We start from the raw sequence: 22,655 nt of genomic DNA, 5'->3' as shown, positions 1-22,655 counted from the left end.
TCACATCTCCGCTTTGAGTTCTAGAATCGTATCGCGCAAGGTCGCGGCCTGCTCGAAATCAAGCTTCTTGGCCGCCGCTTGCATCTGGCCTTCAAGGTTAGCCACCAGCTGCTGGCGCTCTTTTTTCGTCATGTCCGCCAAGTCAACCTCGGCGAAACTCTTATCTTTGTCGCTGGCCTTCACGTCGCTGGTATCGACGCTGGAAATCGCGTCGCGGATCGGCTTGATGATGGTCTTGGGCGTGATGCCGTGGTCTTTGTTGAACTGCTCTTGGATCGTGCGCCGCCGCTGGGTTTCGCTGATCGCCCCTTGCATCGAGTCGGTCATCTTATCCGCATACATGATGACCTTCCCATGGCTGTTACGCGACGCGCGACCGATGGTTTGGATCAGCGACCGTTCCGCGCGCAAGAAGCCTTCTTTATCTGCATCCAAGATCGCGATCAACGAAACCTCGGGGACGTCGATCCCTTCACGCAACAGGTTGATCCCGACTAGCACGTCGAACTTGCCCAAACGCAGGTCGCGGATGATCTGCGTCCGCTCCAGCGTCTTGATGTCGGAATGCAAATAACGCACATGGATCCCCATTTCTTTGAGATAGTCGGTCAAGTCCTCGGCCATCTTCTTGGTCAAGGTCGTGACAAAGACCCGCTCGTGTTTGTCGATGCGCTTGTTAATCTCAGACACCAGGTCATCGATTTGTCCCATGATTGGCCGCACTTCGATCACCGGATCGAGCAGGCCGGTCGGCCGAATGATCTGCTCGGCGACATCTTTTTTGGGCACACGATCCAGTTCGTAAGGTCCCGGCGTCGCCGAGACGTACAAGATACGATTGACGTGTTTCTCAAATTCTTGCAGCGTCAGCGGTCGGTTATCCAGCGCACTGGGCAGGCGGAAGCCATAGTCGATCAAGGTCTGTTTCCGCGCCCGGTCGCCGTTATACATCCCCCGCACCTGTGGCATTGTCACATGGCTTTCATCCACCATGATTGTGAAATCCTTCGGGAAAAAGTCTAACAGCGTGAATGGTGGCTCGCCTTGCTTACGGCCTTCCATGTGACGCGAATAGTTTTCAATCCCGTTGGTATAACCCATCTCTTTGAGCATTTCGATATCGTAGTTGGTGCGTTGCTCCAAGCGCTGAGCTTCCAGCAACTTGCCTTCATCGCGCAACTCCGCCAGCCGCTCGTCGAGTTCAGCGGCGATACGCCGGATCCCTTCTTCGAGCTGATCGTCTGAAGTCATGAAATGCGTCGCCGGGAAGATCGACACGTGTTGGCGGCTACCGACGACTTCACCGGTCAAGGCGTCGACTTCGGTAATCCGATCGATCTCGTCACCAAAAAATTCCACTCGGATCGCGTGATCGTCACGGCTGGCCGGGAAAATCTCAACCACATCGCCGCGCACGCGGAAGCGTCCGCGCTGGAAGTCAATGTCGTTGCGATCAAACTGGATATCGACCAGTTGCCGCAACAAGGTATTGCGGTCGATCTCCATCCCCACGCGCAGGCTTAAGACATGGTCGCGGTATTCTGTCGGTGACCCTAACCCGAAGATCGAAGATACCGACGCCACCACGATCACATCGTTGCGTTCCAAGAGTGCGCTGGTGGCCGAGTGCCGGAGCTTATCGATCTCGTCGTTGATTGCAGAATCTTTTTCGATATAGGTGTCAGAGCTTGGCACATAAGCTTCAGGTTGGTAGTAATCATAATAGGAGACGAAGTATTCCACCGCGTTGTGCGGGAAGAACTCCTTGAACTCACCGTATAGCTGGCCCGCCAGCGTCTTGTTGTGAGAAAGGATCAGCGTCGGCTTGTTGAGATTGGCGATCACGTTGGACATCGTGAAGGTTTTCCCGGTCCCGGTCGCGCCCAGCAAGATCTGTTCTTTTTCCCCGTTCAAGAAGCCTTGGGTCAACTTCTCGATGGCTTGCGGCTGATCGCCGGCCGGCTGATAAGGCGAAACCAGCTCAAACTTCTTCTCTGGCATACGTTCGATCATTCAACAATTCCCCCTATATGAACAGCAACAAAAAAGTCGGAACGCTAATTCCAACTTCAACACGTTTATATTCTAACACAGCGAACAAACATTCGCTAACCTTCGATTAGCAATTTTATTTGTGCATAATCGCCCGCGTTAGCTTCGTCAGCATGTCACGATCGGCGAACTCTTCGTTGAGCATATCGGGCAAAATCTCACGGATGAAATAATCCACGCTCGGGCGCTTGGCAAACGACATGATCACCGACAGGCTTTCCGTGTAGATGTTGACGTAGACCCGCTCGGGGTTGCCTTTTTCGATTTCACCAAAAGACTCATACAACAGATCAACCTTGTCAGCGATACTCAGGATCTGTCCTTCCAAGGTATCATCTTTGCCTTGCGACAGCCGGCGGCGATAGACGTCTTGATATTCTGGCGGGATCTCGTTTTGGATGAAGTTTTCCGTCATCGACTCTTCGACATCGGCCAACATCTCACGCAGCGCTGGGGTCGCGTATTTCACCGGCGTCTTGATGTCACCAATGAAGCGTTCGGTGTAATCGTGATTCAAGGCCTTCTCGTATAACGACTGCCAGTTGACCGTGTTGCCGGCGTGTTCTTCGATATCACCAAGCATCTGGGCGATCTCCGCCACCTTGAAACTATGCGCCGCCACACTATGTTCTGCATACTTGAAAAACCCCGGTGCGCGACGCAACGATTCCAAACTGTTGAGTCCCTGAATAAATTCATGCATGCCCATCACGCTCACCTCCACATTAAAATCCCACTCATGGTAGCATATCACCATGCGACTCACAAGACGCCTAGCGCTTGTCGTCTTGAGTGGCCTTCAGCGCGCGAGTCTGCTTGTAAATATCCCACGCCAGGATCACGATCAATAGCGCATCCAAGCCGACCTGAAGCAGTTGGTGGGCCTGCAGATTCTGCCATAACATGTCAGCCCACAACATGGCACACCCGACGAAGCCCCAGATGCGCGTCGTCGGTTTGGCCCAGATTCCTTTTTTGCCGCGATACAAAAGCATCCCTACCGTCAACAGCGCCACGATCATTAACATCTCGCTACCTCCACGTCTGAAGTTATTGCCGTCTTCTCTATTATAAAGAAAAACACACAGCCTGCCTAGGCAAGCTGTGTGTCAATTGCTTATTCAGTACGGAACGCCGTCAAAGCGGCTTCAAAAGCTTCGAGCTTCTTGTCCGCTTCCGCTGCAGAATCAGCGCTGGTGCCAACGTAGAACTTTACCTTCGGCTCCGTACCAGAAGGCCGAATCGCGATCCAAGTTCCATCGGCCAAGATGTACTTCAACACGTCTGATACTGGCATATCGATTTTTTCGACAGTACCGTCAGCCCGCTTAGCACTTTGCGCTTTGTAGTCTTCGACTTCGGTGATCGCCACACCGGCAAAGTCACTCGGCTGATGTTCACGGAACTTGCTCATCAACGCGGCCATTTCTGCAGGGCCTTGGACCCCTTCAAAATCGACACCGACAGTCTTCTCAGCAAAATAGCCATAGCGCGCATACAAAGCTTGGATGCCGTCATAAAGCGTCATGCCCTTGGACTTGTAGTATGCCGCAACTTCCGCCAACAAGACGGTGGATTGGATTGCATCCTTGTCGCGGACGAACGGCTTGATCAGATAACCGTAGCTTTCTTCGAAGCCAAACAAGAATTCGTGCTCGCCGGTTTCTTCATAGTGCTTGATCTGATCGCCAATGAACTTGAAACCCGTTTCGACGTTGATCATGTCCACGCCGTAATCCTTGGCGATCGCCGTCGCCAATTCGGTGGAAACGATCGACTTCACGACCGCCCCGTTGGCTGGCAGCGTGCCGGCTTGCTTACGAGCTTCCAAGATGTAATGCAACAACAGGCTGGCAATCTGATTGCCGGTCAGCAGTTGATACTCAGACCCTGTCCACACCGCGGTGCCCAGCCGGTCAGCATCAGGATCAGTCGCAATCAGCACGTCTGCGTGAGACTTTTTGCCCAGCTCGATCGCCATGTCAAATGCCTGCGGGAATTCAGGGTTCGGGAACGGCACCGTTGGGAACTCTGGATCAGCCACAGCCTGCTTAGCCACCAGCTGGAAGTGCTCGAAGCCAGCATTACGCAATGCCATCTGTGCCGGGATCCGACCAGTACCGTGTAGCGGCGTGTAGATCAAAGACATGTCGCGACCGGTAGACGCGATCAAATCTTTATTGATCGAAACCGTGGCCACAGCTGCATAATACGCTTCATCGACATCTTCACCGATCAAAGTCATCAACTTCTGATCGCGCAACTCGCGCGTCGTCAGCGTCTTGATAGTGAACAGATCATCGACACTACGCACGTATTCGGTAATGCGATCCGATTCTTCAGGTGGCATTTGGCCACCATCAGGACCATAAATCTTATACCCGTTGTATTGCTTCGGGTTATGGCTGGCGGTGATCATAATGCCGGCATAGGTGTGCAGATACCGCACAGCGAATGATAGCTCTGGGGTCGGCCGCAAGGAATCAAAAACAAAACTACGGATGCCATGTGCCCCTAAAACAGCCGCCGCTTCATGTGCAAACGTCTCGCTTTGATAGCGAGAGTCAAACGAAATTGCGACCCCGGCCGTTTTTTGCGCCGCGTCTAAGGTGTCCATAAACCGTGCCAAACCTTCAGTCGCTTGGCGCACTGTGTAGATGTTCATGCGGTTGATGCCGGCGCCGATCACCCCACGCATGCCCGCGGTACCGAATGCCATCGGCACTGCAAACGCCTCTTCTTGTGTCTCTTCATCAGAAGCCATTGCGTCGACTTCTTTCTTCAGAGAGGCATCCAAGTCGGTAGCGTCTGCCCACCGTTGGTAATTCTCGTGATAACCCATTACATTCAACTCCATTTCATCATTGTCATTTTCATAACCGGTTTCATTATACTATATCTAACGCAAAAAGGATTCTAAAAGGCTTAAAGATCCTTCAACGATTTTCAACAACCGCATTCAATCTCCTGCCGCTACAACTCAGTCGACTATGAGCAAAAGAAAAAGGCCACGACTGATTGTCGTGACCCATTTAGACTCATTATGCTTGCACGGTGAGATCTTCATCTTGCAAACTTTGGATATAATCGAACACAGACTGGCCAGCCTGGCCGCCGTCACCGACAGCAGTTGTGATCTGACGCAACGTCTTGGCACGGACATCTCCGATGGCGAAGATGCCAGGCACCTTGGTCGCCATGTTTTCGTCGGTTGGGATCCAGCCGGCGTCATCGAGGATCCCGACGTCTTGGAAGCCGTCGGTCAGCGGCATGATGCCAACATAGATGAAGACCCCTGAAGCCGGGATCACATGGCTTTCGCCAGTGACCTTGTCGGTGTAACGCACACCAGTGACCTTCATGTCATCCCCCAAGATTTCTTCGGTGTTGGCATTCCAGACAAAGTTAATCTTTTCGTTGGCAAATGCGCGCTTTTGCAAGATCTGTTGGGCGCGCAACGTGTCGCGCCGGTGCACAATCGTTACCTTGCTGGCGAGCTGGGCGAGATAGGCGCCTTCTTCGATCGCAGAATCACCGCCGCCGATCACGACGACTTCCTTGTTCTTGAAAAACGCGCCATCGCAGACGGCACAGTAAGACACCCCGCGGCCACCATAGTTTTCCTCGCCGGGAACGCCAAGCTTACGATGTTCTGCCCCGGTGGCAATGATGACCGCCTTGGCTTCATAAGTGCCTTCGTCGGTTTCGACGATCCGCTTATTACCTTCCACCTTCAACGCTGTGACGTTGCCATAAGCGTATTCAGCCCCAAACTGGGTGGCTCCATCATACATCTGTTGGCCTAAATCAGGACCCATGATGGATTTGAAACCAGGATAGTTCTCGATCGCAGCGGTATTATTCATCTGGCCGCCGTAAATTCCTCGATCCAGCATCAACACGCTGAGGTTCGAGCGCGACGCGTATAACGCCGCCGTCATGCCGCCAGGTCCGGCACCGATCACAATGACATCGTAAGTTTTCGTCATCTCACATATCCCTCCACTTATCTTTCGTAAGTCTTATTATAGTGCACACAATTGAATTTAGCAACCCCGCCTAGCCTTGTTGGAGGTGAAAATCAAACTCCGGCTTACCAGCACGCTTCATCAGCTCACCAATGACCGCTTTGATCGGGGCATCTTCATACAGCACCTGATAGATGGCACTAGAAATCGGCATCTCGACATCAAGTTCTTGCGCCAGTTCATGAACGACCTTGGCCGTCGAATACCCTTCGACGACCATCCCCATGTTGTCTAACACCTCTTGAACACTTTGGCCTTGACCCAAGCCGTTGCCGGCCCGCCAGTTACGTGAATGCACACTGGTACAGGTCACGATCAAATCCCCGACACCAGACAAGCCGATGAAGGTCATCGGATCAGCCCCCAGACGCACGCCTAAGCGTGTGATTTCGGCCAACCCGCGCGTCATCAATGCCGCTTTGGTGTTATCGCCGTAACCCAAACCGTGCAGCGCGCCGGCGCCGATGGCGATAACGTTTTTCAACGCTGCGCCCAGTTCGACGCCAGTCACGTCTTGGTTGGTATACAACCGGAAGTAATCGTTCATGAACAGCTTCTGGATCGCTGTCGCGGCGGCGAGACTCTTGGAAGCAGCTGCCAAGGTCGTGATGTCCTTGGTGGCGACGTCTTCAGCGTGGCTAGGTCCGGAAATCACCACGATGCCGCTGTGGCATGTCTCTGGCAACACGTCTTCGAGCACCTGAGATACCCGCAACTTGCTACCGCGTTCCAGACCCTTGGCGGCATGGGCGATGATTGGCCGTGCGCCGCTGGCTTCAAGCAACGGCCGTACTTGCGTCGCGACGTCACGCACCGCGTTGGTCGGCACCACGAACAGCAAAACGTCTGCGCCGGCGACGGCCGCAGCGAGATCCGTTGTCGCTTGCAGGCTGTCGTGGAACTTGAAGTTCGGCAGATAATGGGCGTTGGTGTGTTGCGTGTTAATTTCAGGGATCTGTTTGGGATCGTGTGTCCACAACGCGACGTCGTGCCCATTTTCAACTAGTAAGTTTGCGAGCACCGAGCCCCAAGAACCGGCACCAAACACTGCGATTTTTTTCGTCAAAATAATTCTCCTTACTGATTCACTTTTGCCAAAGGGTCGCCATCCATATACCAGTCGACCTGCCGCCGGCGCCGGTAGATCACAAGCCCTAACGCGACAACAAACAAGATGATCGACAAGGCCTGCGAGATCCGCAAGCCGGGAATGAGATACAGACTGTCTGTGCGCATGCCTTCAACAAAGAAGCGGCCGAACGAATACCACATGACATAACTTAAGAAGATCTCACCTTGCTTGAACCAATGCGTGTGATGCCGAACGCTCATGATTAAGACGAAACCGACCAGATTCCACATCGACTCATACAAGAACGTCGGTTGACGATACGCACCGGAGATATTCATCTGCTGGACGATAAACTCTGGCAAGTGCAACCCGCGCAAGTATGCCAGCGTCGTTTTAGCCCCGAAAGCCTCTTGGTTCATGAAGTTGCCCCACCGCCCGATGCTCTGGGCAATCATGACCGTCGGCGCAGCGATGTCCAGCACCAGCCATGCCGGTAGCCACTTCACACGGCAATAGACCAAAAACACAATGACACTGGCGATCAGCGCCCCATAGATCGCAATGCCGCCGTGCCAGATCGCAATGATCTCGCTAGGGTGTTGCGAATAATAACCCCACTCGAAGGCGACGTAATAAGTCCGCGCGCCAATCAAGGCAAAAGGTAGTGCCCACAACACGAGGTTCAAGATATGGTCGTCAGAAATCCCGCGCCGCACGGCTTCTCTCATTGCCAGCCACACAGCCAACAAAACGCCGCACGCGATGATCACGCCATACCAGTGGATCTCAAGCCCACCAAGCTGCAACGCAATCGGGTTCAATGCTGCTAACATGCAATTCCTCCTCGAACAAGTCTGTAGAGAGCGATTTTGATTTTCTTCCTCACAAAAAAAGCGAGCCCAGCTCGCCTCTGCGCATGTTCCAGTCTATCACACAACGCTCAGTCTGCGCACCTGACCGCTAGGAGAATATCGCCACGACTTAGCGGCTTATTCTTCAGAATTCGACTGAATCAAACTGTTTAAATTAGCTTCGAAAGTCTTCGTCGCATCATAGCCCATCGACTTAGCACGGAAGTTCATCGCCGCCACTTCGATGATCGATGCGAGGTTCCGCCCGACCTTGACCGGAATCGAGATCTTTGGCACCGCCACATCGAAGATCTGCTGGCTCTGTTCGCCAGAACCCAGACGATCAAACTGCTTGTCAGGCGTCCAGGCTTCGAGGTGAACGATCAAATCGATGCTGGTACTTTCCCGCACGGCCCCGACCCCGAACAGATTCATGACGTCGACGATCCCTAACCCTCGAATCTCCAGCAAGTGTGACAAGATTTTCGGTGCTTCCCCGACAATCGTTTGTTCATCTTGCTGATAGACATCGACGCGGTCATCAGCAATCAGCCGATGCCCACGCTGGATCAGTTCCAACGCGGTTTCAGACTTACCGACCCCGGAATCCCCGGTGATCAACACCCCAAGGCCATAAATATCAGTCAAGACCCCGTGCATGCTCCGACGTTCCGCCAAGCGACCCTCAAGATAGTCCGTGATCAGACTGGAAAGCCGAGTCGTCGGCAACTTCGATGTCAATACAGGAATGTGGGCTTCAGCCGCGGCGGTCACCATTTCTTTAAGCGGTGCCATTCCTCGCGAAACCACGAAGGCCGGCGTGTCTTCAGCACACATCCGCTTCAAAATCGTCAGCCGCTCTTCAGAGGTCATGTTCGCTGCAAAAGCGTTCTCTGTTCGTCCAAAAAGCTGAATCCGTTCATGCGGATAATAGTTGAAATAACCTGTCAGCTCCAACCCTGGGCGCGAAATATCGCTGACAACCACCTTGCGCTCATTGAGATAATCAACGCCACTAACGACGTCGAGTTTCGTATCCGTGACTAACTGTGCGACGGTTACACTATCTGCCATCGGCTCCACCTGTCCTTCCATAAGTAACCTAATTCTATCATCAGATGCCCGTCCTGAACAGAGGTAACCGGTTCCATTTACATTTTTCTTCAGATATGCGAAAGCCAATTTCCGTTATTTACACATCGCATCCCCGCTTTCACTGTCCGGCAGCGTAAGCATTTGGGGTGTGGTAGACCAGTAAGCTGTCGGGTGCGGGCAAAAGCGACTCCAGTAGGTTTCAATCTGTCGTGGAGAGGGTGCTCGGCGGAGCTAACTTCGTCTGCGACGAAGTGGATCTCCACCTGTGCCTTGCTGTAAGCGACAAGTCGCTAACAGCAATCTCACCACGTCAGATTGACCTGCTTCCGTCATTTTCGCCCGCACCCCAGATTCTACGTATCTGGATAGTTTGATGTCATGGGCAATCGGGCTAATTACAACTAATCCATTTCTACTCTCTTGGAAATTGCCACTTCCGGTGATGACAGACGCTAACGTCAGGGCTTGGTGGGTGGAGGCCCGAGATGGCTCAGGCGCGGCATTGTTGTTAGCGGCTTGCCGCTTACAACAAAGGCGTCGAGGAAGATCCACTCGTAGCGCAGCGGAGAGTTAGCTTCCGAGCGCCTCGCACCGTTCCAGCCATCTCTAGGGCCGGAACACACCAAACCCGACCTACACCACTATCCCAAACACATCCCAAAGAGGACTTACGCTACCGGACAGCATCAAACCTTGCCATCCAAAAAAAACGGACCAGCAAACGCTGATCCGTTGAAAGGTTATGCACGGTCGCTATCAAACGCCGTGTTGATGAAACTGATGACAAGAGCCAAAATGATCATGCTGCCAAAACCGGAGAAGTAAATTCCGGAAACGAACCATGTCATCAACTCGAGCATAAATCCGTTGATCACGAGCAAAAACAACCCGAGCGTCAAAATCGTCAGTGGCAACGACAGTAGCTTAATCACCGGCTTAACTAAACCATTCAAAATGCCTAGAACCAACGCTCCAATCAGCGCCGCACCCCAGCTGGCAACCATGAGTTGGCCTGGGAAAAGCCGGGCGTAGACGACGAACACGACGGCCGTCACAATTACTTTGCGTATAAAACTCACTAGAAATCGCTCCAATCGTCGTCATGATGCTTCGGTTGGGCTTCTTCGTGCACGTTCGTTGCTTGTTTGCGCTGGTGCACCGCATCCTGCCAATCAGCGTGGCGCTGGTTGGGTTGATGGTGCTGACGGTACCGCGGGTGATTATCTGAGCGACGGACCAGCCACCAAACGAACAAACCGATCACGACTGGCCAAAACAGCAGATGAATCAACCCGAACACCAGCCCTAAGATGGCAATCATGACGATGCCGATGATAATGAGAAAGATTGGAATCAATAATAAAGGCATAGTGTTCTCCTTTCATTTAATCCGCCAACGACCTAATCGTTGTCGGTGTCTTTCAATTGAATATTCCCGCTAGTCGTGGTGACGCTGATAACTCCGTCGCCTGTCCCTGCACGATCCAAAACGACGTGCTTACCTTTTGGCTGTTCAGCCAGGCCGGACAGCCGGCTTTTGACACCGCCAAAGCGGGTCTTGACCTCACCATTTAACGCGATACTTTGTGGCACAGCGAGCTTGACATTACCATTGACAGAGCTTGCCGTCAACTTCTTAAAGTCGCTGCCCAATGTGATGCGCACAGTACCGTTGACCGTTTGCAGGTTCGCAGTTTGCGGGGTGGTGTGGACCTTGATATCCCCGTTAACAGTTTCAAACATGAGCTCATGAATATCACCGCCGTTCACCTTTAGCGATCCGTTGACGCCTTGCGTCTCCAGCATCGTCGCACTGACCCCGGCAAAATTCATGTCACCGTTGGCATTTTTCACGTAGAAGTCTTTACCTTGCAAGTCTTGAATCTGAACCCCACCGTTGAGCAAGCGGACAGAAACGTGATCGTAAATCTGCTTTGGCAAGGAAACCACCAGATCGGCTTGGACGCGCCGGTTTGGCACTTGGAAAACGAAGTGGTCGTCGTTCACATCAATGTGACTGCGATCGATAAACGCCTGCAACGGCGTGTCGCCGTCCATCTTTCCAAACAGCTTGATCGTCGCATCGACTTGAATGTCGTCTTGTTCCCAGCTACGCATGGTCACGTCGCCATTGGCAACCTTAAGATCTAACACCGTCGCTTTGGCGGCTGGATAGGTGAAGGTGTGGTTGAACTTCTCAGTAGCGAGTCCTGGCACCTTGACTGTGACGTCTTTCCAGTCAACATTGTCTAACACGTTGTTCATCGTTTTCTTCATCAGAGTACCAATTTGGCTAGTTGCTGATTCCATCGTCTTTCCGATGTCGTTCAGTGCCCCTTTGGCCTGATCTTGCCAATCATCTGGCAAAACTTTGTCGGCGAAACGCTGTTTAGTCAACGCGCGCTTTTGCCGGTTAAGATCTGCTAGTTGGGTCTTCAAATCGTTGATCTGTGTGTTAAGTGCCTCGCGCTGGTTGTGCAACTCAAGATTTTCCTGCTTCAACGCCCCACGTTCTTGATACTTGGCTTCAGTCAACGTGTCCAAATCTTCCATCGTGTCTAAAACGATGATCTGCTCGTTATTCGCCGCGATTTTGGCTGCAACTGCCTTATCTTGCGCGACTGCCGCATCGAGACTGCCGGAAACTTCTGCAATCTGTGTGTTCAATGCCGCCAATTCGGATTCAGCTTGGTCATCTGTTTGGTCGTTAACCGGTTGGTTGTCATCTGGTTCGTTCGAAGTCGGTGCCGTTGGTTGCACCGATGCGGTTTCAGGGCGCTTAGGCGTCGGTGCCTTGGCGAGATTCTCCAGTAAGATCAAGGCCTCTTCACTGGTGATCACGCCTTGTTTAACTAAATCAAGAATCCGTTCACGTTCATTCATGAGATCTATCCCTCCGCATTGTTAAAGGCGCGTCTGCGCTTATCAATTAGCTTGCTTGTGTAAGTCTAGTATGCCTGCTTCTGCGGGCGAATGCATAGGTCCTAAGGTTGATTTTGCGCTAGGCATATCGGGCCGCGCCCATACAAATAGGGAGCGTGACTTTTGTCACGCTCCCTATTTTATACCAGTCATGTTACGTGCCTAAAGGCTAATTCCAAACCACCAGCGATACCAGACGTTGGGCTATAGGTTAGCCTTAACGTCTGGTATCAGCTATCGATCAGACTCAAACCCACCTTTTTTCACAGTCCTGTTGTTTAAGCACACTAAGCTTTTTTATGCGTTTGTTGATGACGGTGAATGGTCGACTCGGCCTTGCCCGCCATCGCCCAATAAGTGATACTTGCGACTAATGGCACCAACACAAGCCATTGCATGCTTACCCTCCTAAGTCCGAACTACTTCGGGGTAACCTTGTTTTGAGCGTCCTTTTGCACTTGCATGTCGTGAATGGAGATATAACCAAGCTTAGCAACCAGTGCTTTTTGTACCGCGCTGGAGTCGATGTACTTCAAGAAGGCGGCAGTCGATGCATCAGGCTTACCCTTGGTGTACATGTGCTCGTAAGACCAGATCTTCCAAGCGTCGGTAGTGACGTTCTTGGTGGTTGGCTTCACGCCATCGATGGATAGTGGCTGCACGTCTGACTTGACGTAAGAAAACGCCAGATAAGAAACCGCACCTGGGGTGGAAGCAACGATTTTTTGCACCGCACCGTTAGAATCTTGTTCTTGACTCGTTACCGCCTGCTTGCCGTCTAATACAGCCGCCTCGAAGGTCGCGCGGGTTCCGGAACCTTGGGCCCGGTTGACCACGGTGATTGCCTTGTTGGCACCGCCAACATCCTGCCAGTTCTTGATTTTACCGGTAAAGATGTCGCGCAATTGCGCCATAGTCAAGTTTTTCACGCCGGCGTCTTTGTTGACAACCGGTGTCATCCCGACAACGGCCACTTGATGATCGACCAGCTTAGACGCATCCACGCCTTTGCCCTGTTCCGCGAAAATGTCAGAGTTCCCGATCGTCACCGCGCCTTGAACCACTTGGCTCAACCCGGTGCCAGAACCGCCACCTTGGACGGTGATCTTGGCGTCTGGATGATCGCTTTGGTACGCCTCTGCGGCTTGTTCAACCAGTGGTTGCAACGCAGTGGAACCGACCGCCACGACCTTCGTGGTTTTCGTCGACTGGGCGGTGGCACTGGTAGACTTGGCGTGATTCCCGCAGCCGGCTAAAGCAGCGGCAAACGTCGTCATCGTCAAAGCGAGGATAATGATAGCAGATTTCTTCATGGTGTTCTCCTTTTCGTCATGGCGTTCTTAAAACACTACTCATTGTAAAGACACCATGTAAAGATACCTGCTGTTTTCCGTAAATCTTCTGTCGCGACAAAGTAAATTAACGCTACAACATCTGTCGCAATCAAAAAGGTGGGGCTGGCGCGAGCTTTACCAGTCAGAGAATGTTTCAGAAACGCTTCGTTGATCGCTACTAAGGCCTCATCACGCTTCACAAAGCAACACTAAGGGATGCAAAAAATCTGCCCTCCGATCCAACGTACGAATCGGAGTGCAGATCTGCTTGCGTTATTGGCTCAGACGCGATATGTCTCAGCTTCTGACTTTTAGAAGAACTTGAAATACTGCATCCACCGTGTCAGCGGCAAGATGTCGTCTTCATAATCAGCCCCTAGCTGGCTCATCAGCCCTTGGATCGAACTGATGGCAATGGTCTTGGTCAACCACATAGTGATCAGCGCCATCACAAGTTCAACGATTACAATTGCGAAAGTGACATCAAATGCCCCTTCTTGACGATTGTGGATCGCAACGGCGATGAAACCGACATTGAAAATCAGGCTGTTTAAGATCAACAAAACGATCAAGACCTTCATGGTGGAAGCAAAGCCGTTGAAACCAAGCACTAAAATCACTAGCGCCACAACAATCATCGGACTGAAGAAGCGCCCAAAATCTGTGGTCATGTTCAAGAACCCCTGAGTGTCATGGCTAATAAAACGCCGAATGGCAAACGCCAATGCAACGTATAACATCACGACCACAACAAACGCAAAGAAGAACTTGAGACAGGTGCCACCGCTGATCTGCCCCATCGCGGCATTAAAACGCACGGTTTCCTTCTCCGCTAAGCCTTCAGCAACATCAGCTGCAATGTTAGAAGCACTGCCAGCAGAGCCGCCGCTCATCGTGTCGCTCAAACTAACTACCAGGCGCACCATCGATGAACCAAACGTGGCCAACGTCCGCCACATACTGATGGTGCTGATGACGGCAAGAATGGCCAACGAAACCAAACCAAAATAAGGATTGTTCGTCTTGTCAAAGCGCAGTGGATGGATCAGAGAATCGACAAAGTATTGCCAATAGTTGCGCCCGGCCGCCTTGGCCTGCGCCGCGTTGAGATTAGGCATTGGTGGGACGTTAATACCCCCGGCTTGCTGTGAGCTGTTGGGTTGCGGCTGTGGTGTTGGCTGTTGCGGCTGGGCTGCCGCTGGTTCAGGTTGCGCTTCTACAGCCGGAAAAGCATAACCGCAGCTGGTGCAAAACTTGGCATCTGCAGCAACCATAGCACCGCATTGTGGGCATTTTTTCATAATTTCCTCCAGAGTAACGCAAAATATTATTGCCGATATAAAGCAACTTCCCCGTAAATACGGGTGCCGCTGGCTGGCAAGATATCTTTGGTCTTGTCAGGCCCGCGGAAGGTGTACGTGACGACTTGATAGTCGTCAGTCGACGCCTTGAGCTTATAAGTATAGTCGTTGGGATTGGCGTGATAAGTCGCAAACATCGTCTTGATGTTGCTCCGCGTTTGACTATCAAGGTGATTGAAACTCTTCGCATTGGTTTGCCGCTGGGCGGTCACCTGCTTGGCGAGGTCGGCTTGCGCATTTTGATGTTGGGAATAAGCGAACCAACCGCCACCACCGAGGACGATTACGATAGCGGCAATGATGGCGACGAGCTTGCCAGTTTTGGCGTTAGCCGACTTTTGTTGCTGTTCCGCTACCGCCAGCGTGGCATACTTCTGCTTGAACTTGGCAAGCTGCTGGTCGACATCACGATACCCGGCAAACTTGCTCAGATAATCGATGTATTGTTGCAAATTAGCCGTTGTCTGCGCGGCTTCAGCGTTTTGAATCGCGGTGTTATATGCCCGCTCGTATTCTTCTGCGGCTTGTTGGGCGCTTTGCTGTTGCGCCCGTTGCATCTCCGCCGCCTGCGCCTTATGCACAAGCGCCAACTTCTGGGTCGCATCTTTATAGTCACCCAACTGTTGAAAAAGGCTGGCGGCTTGGCCCAGATCCCCTTGGCCAAAAGCGGCCGTTGCGGCCTCGTAAGTCGATGCGCGATGCGCTTCTTGTTGCGCATTCAGGCGCGCCATCGCTTTTTCAAGTTGATCTGGGGCATCTGCATATCCCCCTAAAGCGCGGAACCCTTGAACCGCCGCCTCAAGGTTACCCCCGACCAGATCCGCCATCGCCGCTTGGTATGCGGCCTTGTTGGGATCCGTTACTCGGGCAATTGCTTCGGTTAGATCTTGACCACAGTTACCACAAAACTTCGCCGTAATCGGATTGACAGTGCCACAGTTTGGGCAATGAATGGTTTGATTATCCATGATTTTCCTCCTCCTCAACGTCGTGACTTTTCAGTGAAAAAGTCGTCACGCGTTGAATTAATCCGTCAGCTCAACGTCGGTCGTGTCCAGATGACCGGAGGCTGTCACGTAATCAACGGTGACCGTGTCATCTTCAAAATAATTGGACATGATTTTCTGAATGTCTGTCGTGTCCCCAACGTAATAGTTGTCGATCTTGCAGATCGTGTCACCGACTTTCAAGCCCGTACCGGCGGCAGAACCATCGGAGTCAATGTTTGTGATGACCAAACCAATTTCTTTGTTATTGTGCTTTTGCCCGATATTGTACCCATCAACCCCAAAATTGATATCAGTATCGGTGTCATCGCCTGGGTCATCCAAATCTGGATAACTCTGCGATTCAGCATCGGACTGACTCAGATCCAGCGTGACATCTTTGCTGGAACCATCGCGGAAGCCGACTTTAACGGTCTTGCCCAACGGAATCGTCTGCAAGACCTTTTGCATGCTGTGGTCACCTAAAATCGATGCCGTCACCGGTTTGCCATCGATCGAAACGATTACGGAGCTGTCCTCCCAATCAGAGTCGGTTTGGAAGCCCGCACTATCCGCAGGCCCACCGGAAATCAAAAACATCGGGATCACGCCATCACCATTAGGCAAATCGCCACGCAACATCCCCATCGATGGATACGTCTTGTTCTTGACCGCATCAGCCAATTTCTGCTCTTCAGCCTTCTTGGCTTGTTCCCGTGCCAGCTGGGCCTTAGTCTTGGCGGCAATGAACGAGGTAGTTTCCCCCGCCAATGACTGTAAACCAGCAACAGAGACATTCAAGCCCACAGCGTCTTTGCTGGAATCAAAACTCGATGCCATGTCGTTGAGCGAATTGATCTTAGTCTTGCTTGCCGCCGGAAAGTTCTTGTCCGCCGAAAGCTTGACGAGCTTGGTTTGCGTCTTCTTCAGCGCCTGTTCTTGTGTTGCCAATTGTTTGGTCTGAGCGGCGTCGATCTCTTTTTTCGCCGCAGCAGTGTCTTTTTCCAACTGTGAATCCTTCAACCGCGAACGCAAAAGCTTATCGGTTGTCTTTTCCCCAACCTTAGGCAACTCGTTGAGCAACTTCTTGCTAGCAGAGCCAGTCGCCAGTGGATTAAACATCACCAGATTGCGTGCTTCTTGGATATCAGCTTGTAATTTAGCTTGTCCATGCACGTGCGAATACCCGAACCAGCCACCACCGGCGATAACGATCACCGCAATGACTACCCCGATGATGATTGGTGCCTTATGCGACTTAGACTGCTTGGTACGCTTAGGTTCATTTTGCTGTTGCTGTTGCATCCCACTCGTCCTCCTACCCTTAATTAATCATTCGTCACAAACCAATTGGTGAGATTAGCGCCTAACGATGCGATTGCAGCGACTTGCGTGTTTGTTTGCGCCGGAATCGCGTCTTTTGGCGCTTCACCTTCACCATCCATCTCGGTCAATGCACAAACGGCAAACGCGTGTCCCTGATACACGATGATCGCCATATCGTTTTCGATCCCCCGATACGACGACTCGCCGCTCTTGTTATAGCAAACCGCTCCTGCTGGCAAGTTGGCCGGTAACTTTGTCCGGTTGAACGTCTTGGTCATCATCGTCAGCATCTCTTGATCTGCACTCTTGCTGACGATCTTGCCGGCATACAGCTTCTGTAACGTGTCAACTACCTCTTGTGCGTTGATGCGATTAGCCTTGCCGTTGCTGATGTTGGTCGTGTCCATCATCTTGCGTTCCAAACTCGAATAATGGTTGGGCCCGACTAACCCCGCAATCGTGCGGTTAACGGCATCAAAGCCACCAACTTTGGTCATCAACACGTTAGTAGCAATGTTGTCGCTTTTTTCGATCATGAGCGTCACCAGCTGTTGTAAGGTGTAAGTCGTTCCCAACGGTGCCCGTAACATGACGCCTGAGCCTTCAACGACATCTTGCTTGCGCAATGTGTAGGTATCGCTGCGGTGCAGCTGGCCTGATGCTAGACACTGATAATAGCGGATCAGAATGAAAAGCTTGATGGTTGATGCTGAAAACTGCTGATTGGCCGGCGTCCAATCTGACACATACGCATGCGCGTTAGTGCCATCTAGTGCCTTCACCGCCACAGTCCAGCGCGCTGGGCCGTGGGTTGATGGTGCCACGCTTGCCATCGTCTGCGCGATCACCGTCTTCAAACCCTCATTGCTGCTAGGATCCAAGGCGAGTGCATGACCATACACTTTATCTGGTGCCGTTGCCTGCTGGGCACGACCGCTCCGACTGACCGAGGTCGTCGAAACTTTTTTACTTGTCGACTTGCTAGTGGTAGATGCCACTGCGTGCGACTTACTCGACGATGAAATCGCCGGTTTAGTGCTCGCGTCGGATTGATGTTTGGTCATTTGATAAAAAAGCCCGCCACCGATTAAGATAACGAGAATCAATGCGACCATCCAATACCGCGATTTGCGCTGATGTCTCATAATTGTGTATCGCCTCCAAGTGCTACTTCATTAATTAATCATTAAATTCAGCCGAGCACAAGCCTTATGGAAAAATTAATCTACACAAATTGCAATTTAACCCCAGCTTTACCGTTCTTTGATCGCAGCTTGTTAATCAAGTCCTATCACTTCGGGATGTTCGCACCAATCACACCAGGAGATCCCGATAGTAGGTGCCACCAAGCTGGTATAAATGAATTGTGAATTCGATTACATAAAAACCATCTATTACCGCTAACATACGATTCACGCGAAAAAAAAGAGCGTCACGATGGCGACGCTCTTAGGACATTGAAATTTTAGCTGTCAAAAACCATCTTCGGTAGCATTGGAATTAAGTTCCAGCAACTTACCGGTGCGCAGATACAAGATCCATTCACAGATGTTGGTGACGTAATCCCCGATTCGTTCCAAATAACTCGACACCAGCATGTAATCCATCGCCCCTACGATCGTCTCAGAATCGCGACGCATCTCTTCAATGCAGGCTTCATAGATGTTCTTGGAAAAATCGTTGATACCGTGATCTTCCGTCGCAATCTCCCGCGCGCGCACGTCGTCTTCTTTAACATAGGCGTCTAAGACCTCAGCCACCATCTTCTTCACTGCGGCAGCCATGCCGGCGATCTGTTGCTCAATCGCCGGGACCCGCGTTGTGCCTTTAACTCGAATCGTCGACTTGGCGATCGACACGGCGTGATCGCCCATGCGTTCGAGATCAGAAGAGGCCTTCAGCACCGTGACGATCATCCGCAGATCCGTCGTCACGGGTTGCTGCAAGGCAATCATTTCGAAGCTGCGTTTTTCCAGATCGACCTCGCGTTTGTTGATATGCTGATCTTCTGCGATGACGGTACGTGCCAACGCCTTGTCGTGATTAACGAATGCAGACACTGATTTATAAATCGATTCATTGACCATCATTCCCATCTCGGAAAAACGGACGTGTAGATCATTGAGTTCGTCTTCGAATAATCGCCGCATGTGATTACCCCCTTCTTATTTAGGTTACGGCCTGTGCGCTCTAGCCAAAGCGTCCACTGATATAATCTGAAGTTTCTTGTTCCTTAGGGTTCAAGAAAATCGTCTTCGTATCAGCAAACTCGACCAACCGTCCTTGCAAGAAGAACGCCGTTTTGTCAGAGATACGCGAAGCCTGATGCATATTATGCGTTACTAGTATTATGGTGTATTGCTCGCGCAATTCCAACAACATATTTTCAATTTGGGTACTCGAAATCGGATCGAGCGCGCTGGTAGGCTCATCCATCAAGATCACTTCTGGTTGTACCGCCAACACCCGGCCGATTACGACCCGCTGTTGCTGCCCACCAGACAACGATAAAGCTGAGGTGTGCAACTTGTCTTTGACCTCATCCCAGATTGCGGCCTGCTTCAAGCTGGTTTCCACCGCTTGATCGAGCACTTCGCGATCCTTGATGCCTTGCAGGCGCAAGCCATAAACAACGTTATCGTAGATGCTGAAAGGAAAAGGATTCGGTTGCTGGAACACCATGCCCACTTGCTTGCGCAACTGCACGACGTCTTCTTGCGGCGAATAGATATCCTTGCCGCGTAAACGGATATCACCTTCGACCTTCACGCCAGGGATCAGGTCGTTCATGCGGTTGAGGGTGCGCAGATAAGTCGATTTGCCACAACCGGAAGGGCCAATCAAAGCCGTGATCCGATTCTGCTGAAAATCCAGGTCGATCCCGTGCAACGCCTCGAAGTCACCATACCACAAGTGAACGTCTTTGCTGGTGATTACTTTGTCGTTAGACATGTTGTCCTCCTCGTTTACTCATCTAAATCTCGCTCTGGTTAACCGAAGTGTCCCGAGACGTAGTCGTCTGTAGCTTGGATTTTTGGCCGCGTGAAGATCTTGCGGGTTTCATCGAATTCGATTGCTTGGCCGGAATAGAAAAAGGCGGTGTAATCGCTGATCCGTGCAGCTTGTTGCATGTTGTGGGTAACGATGATGATCGTGTATTGATCTTTCAACGCCATCAGCGTGTCTTCAACCGTCGACGTCGAAATCGGATCCAGCGCGGACGCGGGTTCATCCATCAACAACACATCTGGCTTCATCGCGATCGCACGAGCAATACACAACCGCTGCTGCTGCCCACCAGACAGTGACAACCCGCTTTGATACAAGTTATCCTTGACCTGATCCCATAGCGCCGCCTGCTTGAGGCTGGTTTCGACGAGCTCGTCGAGCACCGGCTTGCGTTTTTCGCCGAAGCGTCGCGGCGCAAAGGTGATATTATCATAGATTGATTTGGCAAACGGATTCGGGCGCTGGAACACCATCCCGATGTGCTTGCGCATCTCGTAGACATCGATGGCAGAAGAATTGATATCGACACCGCGATACATGATCTCGCCGGTCACACGGCTACCTTCAATGTTATCGTTCATCCGGTTGAGCGAGCGCAAAAAGGTCGATTTCCCGGAACCAGACGCACCGATCAATGCTGTGATCTTATACCGCTCGAACGGCAACGAAACCCCGTGAATGGCTTCGTGGTCGCCATAGAAGACGCGCAGGTCGTTGGTCGTGATCGCAAACTCGTGCGTCGCCGGATCCAAATCTTTAATATAGCGGTCTTCTAATGAGTAGTTTTGCATGCTGTTCTCCTTATAATGCCTTTAGCTCGCCGTCATCCGCTTATACAGATGATTGCCACCCCAACGCGCCAACAAGTTGAAAGCCAAGACGGCGATGATCAGCACCGCACTGGCGCCGGCAGACACTGCGGCGGCATCTGGCTGGATACCTTCAGAATTGATCTTCCAGATGTGGACCGCCAGTGTCTCGGCCGGCCGCATCGGGTTCAAAGGGCTGGCGATATCTAGCGGATTCCAATCGCCAAAGTTCAACGCTGGTGCGCTTTGCCCGGCGGTATAGATCAAGGCCGCGGCTTCACCAAACACCCGCCCGGCGCCTAAGATCATCCCCGTCAAGATTCCAGGAAGGGCTTCAGGAATCACAACGTGCACAACGGTTTCCCAGCGTGACAGGCCCAAAGCTAAGCCGGCTTCACGTTGCGCGAAGCTGACCTGACGCAACGAATCTTCAACGTTACGCGTCAACAGCGGCAGGTTGAACATAGTCAGCGCAAGTGCCCCCGACAGGATCGAAAAGCCAAAGTGAAACTGCAACACGAAAATCAAGAACCCAAACAGCCCGACGACCACTGAAGGCAGAGAGCTGAGGATTTCGATGGCGGTACGAACCACGTCGGTCAGCCAGTTACTCTTGGCGTATTCAGCCAGATAGATCCCAGCACCCAAAGACAACGGCACGGAGATCACCATCGATAATAGCAAAAGGTAAAGCGAGTTGAACAACTGGATCCCAATCCCCCCACCAGCTTCAAAGCTCTTGGCAGGGGAGGTCAGAAACTTCCAGGAGATGTGTGGCAAGCCTTGAACCAAGATATACCCGAGCAGACTCGCCAGGAGCAAAACGATGATGCCGGCAATCGCGTACAGCGCCGCAGTCATCATCTTGTCGATCGATTTTGCAGACATCATTTCATCTCTCCTTTTTTACCGATCCAGCGGATCAGCAGGTTGAAGGCCAATGACATGAGCAACAGCAACAGTGCCAGCGACCACAGTGCATTGTTCTCAAGTGAGCCCATAACAGTGTTCCCGATGCCAGAGGTCAGCACCGATGTCAGCGTCGAGGCTGGACTGATCAAGTCTTGCGGTAATAGTGCCGCATTCCCAATCACCATCTGTACCGCCAGCGCTTCCCCGAAGGCTCGCGCCATCCCGAAAACGACCCCGGTCAAGATCCCAGGCATCGCCGCGCGCAAAACAACGCGGCTGATCGTCTGCCAGCGCGTGCCGCCTAGCGCCAAGCTCGCTTCGCGATAGTGTCGCGGCACGGCACGCAAGGCATCAGCACTCATCGACGTCACAGTCGGTAAGATCATGACGAACAAGACAAACGTCCCAGCCAAGATCCCAAACCCAGTCCCGCCAAATACGTTACGGATAAATGGCACGACCACCGACAGCCCGATGAACCCATAAACTACTGATGGGATTCCCACAAGTAATTCGATCACCGGCTGTAAGATTTTCTTACCGAGATTCGATGAAATCTCGGTCATGAAGATCGCTGCCCCGACGGCAAACGGCGTCGCAACCACGGCGGACAAGAAGGTCACCCCGAAACTACCGACAATCATCGGCAAGGCACCAACTTGAGGCATCCCGTGGGCATCGTTGACGCCAGGTGCCCAGGTGCTCTTGGTTAAGAAACTCCACAAACTCACTTTGTTGTCAAAAAATGTTGCCAACCCCCGCGTCGCCACGAACAGGAAAATCGCCACGACAACAGCGACGATCAACGTGATACACGCTAAACTGATCAATCGTCCCCGTCGTTCAAGCTTCGCTGAATGCGAAGGGTGTAACATCGCTTCTTTGATCGGATCCATGA

The 22,655-nt window shown here is 52.0% G+C and carries 21 protein-coding genes; all 21 read right to left on the bottom strand.

The annotated features are described in order from the left end of the window. The gene (uvrB, locus tag ACYVRB_RS02200; RefSeq protein ID WP_461213273.1) at positions 1–2,013 is read right to left on the bottom strand and encodes an excinuclease ABC subunit UvrB; all 2,013 of its coding nucleotides are present in this window, start codon (positions 2,011–2,013) and stop codon (positions 1–3) included. A 115-nt stretch (positions 2,014–2,128) separates the two neighbouring features. Continuing rightward, complete coding sequence (locus tag ACYVRB_RS02195) at positions 2,129–2,761, bottom strand: YfbR-like 5'-deoxynucleotidase (RefSeq protein ID WP_461213272.1); 633 nt, start codon at positions 2,759–2,761, stop codon at positions 2,129–2,131. A 64-nt stretch (positions 2,762–2,825) separates the two neighbouring features. After that, a complete protein-coding gene (locus tag ACYVRB_RS02190; RefSeq protein WP_461213271.1) occupies positions 2,826–3,080 on the bottom strand; it encodes a hypothetical protein in 255 nt (84 codons plus the stop codon). A gap of 89 nt (positions 3,081–3,169) precedes the next feature. Further along, on the bottom strand, positions 3,170–4,894 hold the full coding sequence (locus tag ACYVRB_RS02185) for a phospho-sugar mutase (RefSeq protein ID WP_461213270.1): 1,725 nt from the start codon (positions 4,892–4,894) through the stop codon (positions 3,170–3,172). A gap of 199 nt (positions 4,895–5,093) precedes the next feature. Further along, positions 5,094–6,041, bottom strand: coding sequence for a thioredoxin-disulfide reductase (trxB, locus tag ACYVRB_RS02180; protein ID WP_461213269.1), 948 nt, complete (start codon positions 6,039–6,041; stop codon positions 5,094–5,096). 70 nt (positions 6,042–6,111) lie between these two features. Further along, positions 6,112–7,146, bottom strand: coding sequence for an NAD(P)H-dependent glycerol-3-phosphate dehydrogenase (locus ACYVRB_RS02175; protein ID WP_461213268.1), 1,035 nt, complete (start codon positions 7,144–7,146; stop codon positions 6,112–6,114). A gap of 11 nt (positions 7,147–7,157) precedes the next feature. Continuing rightward, complete coding sequence (gene lgt, locus ACYVRB_RS02170) at positions 7,158–7,985, bottom strand: prolipoprotein diacylglyceryl transferase (protein ID WP_461213267.1); 828 nt, start codon at positions 7,983–7,985, stop codon at positions 7,158–7,160. Between the two features lie 156 nt (positions 7,986–8,141). Further along, positions 8,142–9,077, bottom strand: coding sequence for an HPr(Ser) kinase/phosphatase (gene hprK / locus ACYVRB_RS02165; RefSeq protein WP_461213266.1), 936 nt, complete (start codon positions 9,075–9,077; stop codon positions 8,142–8,144). 761 nt (positions 9,078–9,838) lie between these two features. Then, positions 9,839–10,177, bottom strand: coding sequence for a phage holin family protein (locus ACYVRB_RS02160; RefSeq protein ID WP_461213265.1), 339 nt, complete (start codon positions 10,175–10,177; stop codon positions 9,839–9,841). Beyond that, positions 10,177–10,467, bottom strand: coding sequence for a hypothetical protein (locus ACYVRB_RS02155; protein WP_461213264.1), 291 nt, complete (start codon positions 10,465–10,467; stop codon positions 10,177–10,179). Before ACYVRB_RS02155 ends, ACYVRB_RS02160 begins: the two co-directional genes overlap by 1 nt. Positions 10,468–10,499: 32 nt before the next feature. Next, positions 10,500–11,981: a daptomycin-sensing surface protein LiaX gene (gene liaX / locus ACYVRB_RS02150; RefSeq protein ID WP_461213263.1), complete on the bottom strand. Its 1,482-nt coding sequence runs from the start codon at positions 11,979–11,981 to the stop codon at positions 10,500–10,502. 458 nt (positions 11,982–12,439) lie between these two features. Beyond that, positions 12,440–13,333: a phosphate ABC transporter substrate-binding protein PstS family protein gene (locus tag ACYVRB_RS02145; protein WP_461213262.1), complete on the bottom strand. Its 894-nt coding sequence runs from the start codon at positions 13,331–13,333 to the stop codon at positions 12,440–12,442. 332 nt (positions 13,334–13,665) lie between these two features. Beyond that, positions 13,666–14,655, bottom strand: coding sequence for a zinc ribbon domain-containing protein (locus ACYVRB_RS02140; protein WP_461213261.1), 990 nt, complete (start codon positions 14,653–14,655; stop codon positions 13,666–13,668). A gap of 26 nt (positions 14,656–14,681) precedes the next feature. Then, positions 14,682–15,683: a zinc ribbon domain-containing protein gene (locus ACYVRB_RS02135; RefSeq protein WP_461213260.1), complete on the bottom strand. Its 1,002-nt coding sequence runs from the start codon at positions 15,681–15,683 to the stop codon at positions 14,682–14,684. Positions 15,684–15,740: 57 nt separating this feature from the next. Continuing rightward, positions 15,741–17,006 carry a PDZ domain-containing protein gene (locus ACYVRB_RS02130; protein ID WP_461213259.1) on the bottom strand — a complete coding sequence of 422 codons (1,266 nt, stop codon included), beginning with the start codon at positions 17,004–17,006 and terminating at the stop codon, positions 15,741–15,743. A 23-nt stretch (positions 17,007–17,029) separates the two neighbouring features. Then, the gene (locus tag ACYVRB_RS02125) at positions 17,030–18,172 is read right to left on the bottom strand and encodes a serine hydrolase (protein ID WP_461213258.1); all 1,143 of its coding nucleotides are present in this window, start codon (positions 18,170–18,172) and stop codon (positions 17,030–17,032) included. A 327-nt stretch (positions 18,173–18,499) separates the two neighbouring features. Further along, complete coding sequence (gene phoU, locus ACYVRB_RS02120) at positions 18,500–19,177, bottom strand: phosphate signaling complex protein PhoU (protein WP_461213257.1); 678 nt, start codon at positions 19,175–19,177, stop codon at positions 18,500–18,502. A gap of 40 nt (positions 19,178–19,217) precedes the next feature. Beyond that, a complete protein-coding gene (gene pstB, locus ACYVRB_RS02115) occupies positions 19,218–19,979 on the bottom strand; it encodes a phosphate ABC transporter ATP-binding protein PstB (RefSeq protein WP_461213256.1) in 762 nt (253 codons plus the stop codon). A 38-nt stretch (positions 19,980–20,017) separates the two neighbouring features. Next, on the bottom strand, positions 20,018–20,827 hold the full coding sequence (pstB, locus tag ACYVRB_RS02110; protein WP_461213255.1) for a phosphate ABC transporter ATP-binding protein PstB: 810 nt from the start codon (positions 20,825–20,827) through the stop codon (positions 20,018–20,020). A 21-nt stretch (positions 20,828–20,848) separates the two neighbouring features. Beyond that, positions 20,849–21,733, bottom strand: a complete 885-nt coding sequence (pstA, locus tag ACYVRB_RS02105; RefSeq protein WP_461213392.1) for a phosphate ABC transporter permease PstA — start codon at positions 21,731–21,733, stop codon at positions 20,849–20,851. Then, positions 21,733–22,653: a phosphate ABC transporter permease subunit PstC gene (gene pstC / locus ACYVRB_RS02100; protein WP_461213254.1), complete on the bottom strand. Its 921-nt coding sequence runs from the start codon at positions 22,651–22,653 to the stop codon at positions 21,733–21,735. The genes pstA and pstC overlap by 1 nt, the downstream gene beginning before the upstream one ends. Positions 22,654–22,655: the final 2 nt, after the last annotated feature.

The sequence above is a fragment of the Lacticaseibacillus boliensis genome (assembly GCF_054784775.1).
This window is presented reverse-complemented; position numbering and strand designations above follow the sequence as displayed.

What these genes read in the sequence shown, in the direction of transcription:
- uvrB (WP_461213273.1), bottom strand. Translation starts at nt 2,013, where the DNA reads ATGATCGAACGTATGCCAGAGAAGAAGTTTGAGCTGGTTTCGCCTTAT.
- ACYVRB_RS02195 (WP_461213272.1), bottom strand. Translation starts at nt 2,761, where the DNA reads ATGGGCATGCATGAATTTATTCAGGGACTCAACAGTTTGGAATCGTTG.
- ACYVRB_RS02190 (WP_461213271.1), bottom strand. Translation starts at nt 3,080, where the DNA reads ATGTTAATGATCGTGGCGCTGTTGACGGTAGGGATGCTTTTGTATCGC.
- ACYVRB_RS02185 (WP_461213270.1), bottom strand. Translation starts at nt 4,894, where the DNA reads ATGGGTTATCACGAGAATTACCAACGGTGGGCAGACGCTACCGACTTG.
- trxB (WP_461213269.1), bottom strand. Translation starts at nt 6,041, where the DNA reads ATGACGAAAACTTACGATGTCATTGTGATCGGTGCCGGACCTGGCGGC.
- lgt (WP_461213267.1), bottom strand. Translation starts at nt 7,985, where the DNA reads ATGTTAGCAGCATTGAACCCGATTGCGTTGCAGCTTGGTGGGCTTGAG.
- hprK (WP_461213266.1), bottom strand. Translation starts at nt 9,077, where the DNA reads ATGGCAGATAGTGTAACCGTCGCACAGTTAGTCACGGATACGAAACTC.
- ACYVRB_RS02155 (WP_461213264.1), bottom strand. Translation starts at nt 10,467, where the DNA reads ATGCCTTTATTATTGATTCCAATCTTTCTCATTATCATCGGCATCGTC.
- liaX (WP_461213263.1), bottom strand. Translation starts at nt 11,981, where the DNA reads ATGAATGAACGTGAACGGATTCTTGATTTAGTTAAACAAGGCGTGATC.
- ACYVRB_RS02145 (WP_461213262.1), bottom strand. Translation starts at nt 13,333, where the DNA reads ATGAAGAAATCTGCTATCATTATCCTCGCTTTGACGATGACGACGTTT.
- ACYVRB_RS02140 (WP_461213261.1), bottom strand. Translation starts at nt 14,655, where the DNA reads ATGAAAAAATGCCCACAATGCGGTGCTATGGTTGCTGCAGATGCCAAG.
- ACYVRB_RS02135 (WP_461213260.1), bottom strand. Translation starts at nt 15,683, where the DNA reads ATGGATAATCAAACCATTCATTGCCCAAACTGTGGCACTGTCAATCCG.
- ACYVRB_RS02130 (WP_461213259.1), bottom strand. Translation starts at nt 17,006, where the DNA reads ATGCAACAGCAACAGCAAAATGAACCTAAGCGTACCAAGCAGTCTAAG.
- ACYVRB_RS02125 (WP_461213258.1), bottom strand. Translation starts at nt 18,172, where the DNA reads ATGAGACATCAGCGCAAATCGCGGTATTGGATGGTCGCATTGATTCTC.
- phoU (WP_461213257.1), bottom strand. Translation starts at nt 19,177, where the DNA reads ATGCGGCGATTATTCGAAGACGAACTCAATGATCTACACGTCCGTTTT.
- pstB (WP_461213256.1), bottom strand. Translation starts at nt 19,979, where the DNA reads ATGTCTAACGACAAAGTAATCACCAGCAAAGACGTTCACTTGTGGTAT.
- pstB (WP_461213255.1), bottom strand. Translation starts at nt 20,827, where the DNA reads ATGCAAAACTACTCATTAGAAGACCGCTATATTAAAGATTTGGATCCG.
- pstA (WP_461213392.1), bottom strand. Translation starts at nt 21,733, where the DNA reads ATGTCTGCAAAATCGATCGACAAGATGATGACTGCGGCGCTGTACGCG.
- pstC (WP_461213254.1), bottom strand. Translation starts at nt 22,653, where the DNA reads ATGGATCCGATCAAAGAAGCGATGTTACACCCTTCGCATTCAGCGAAG.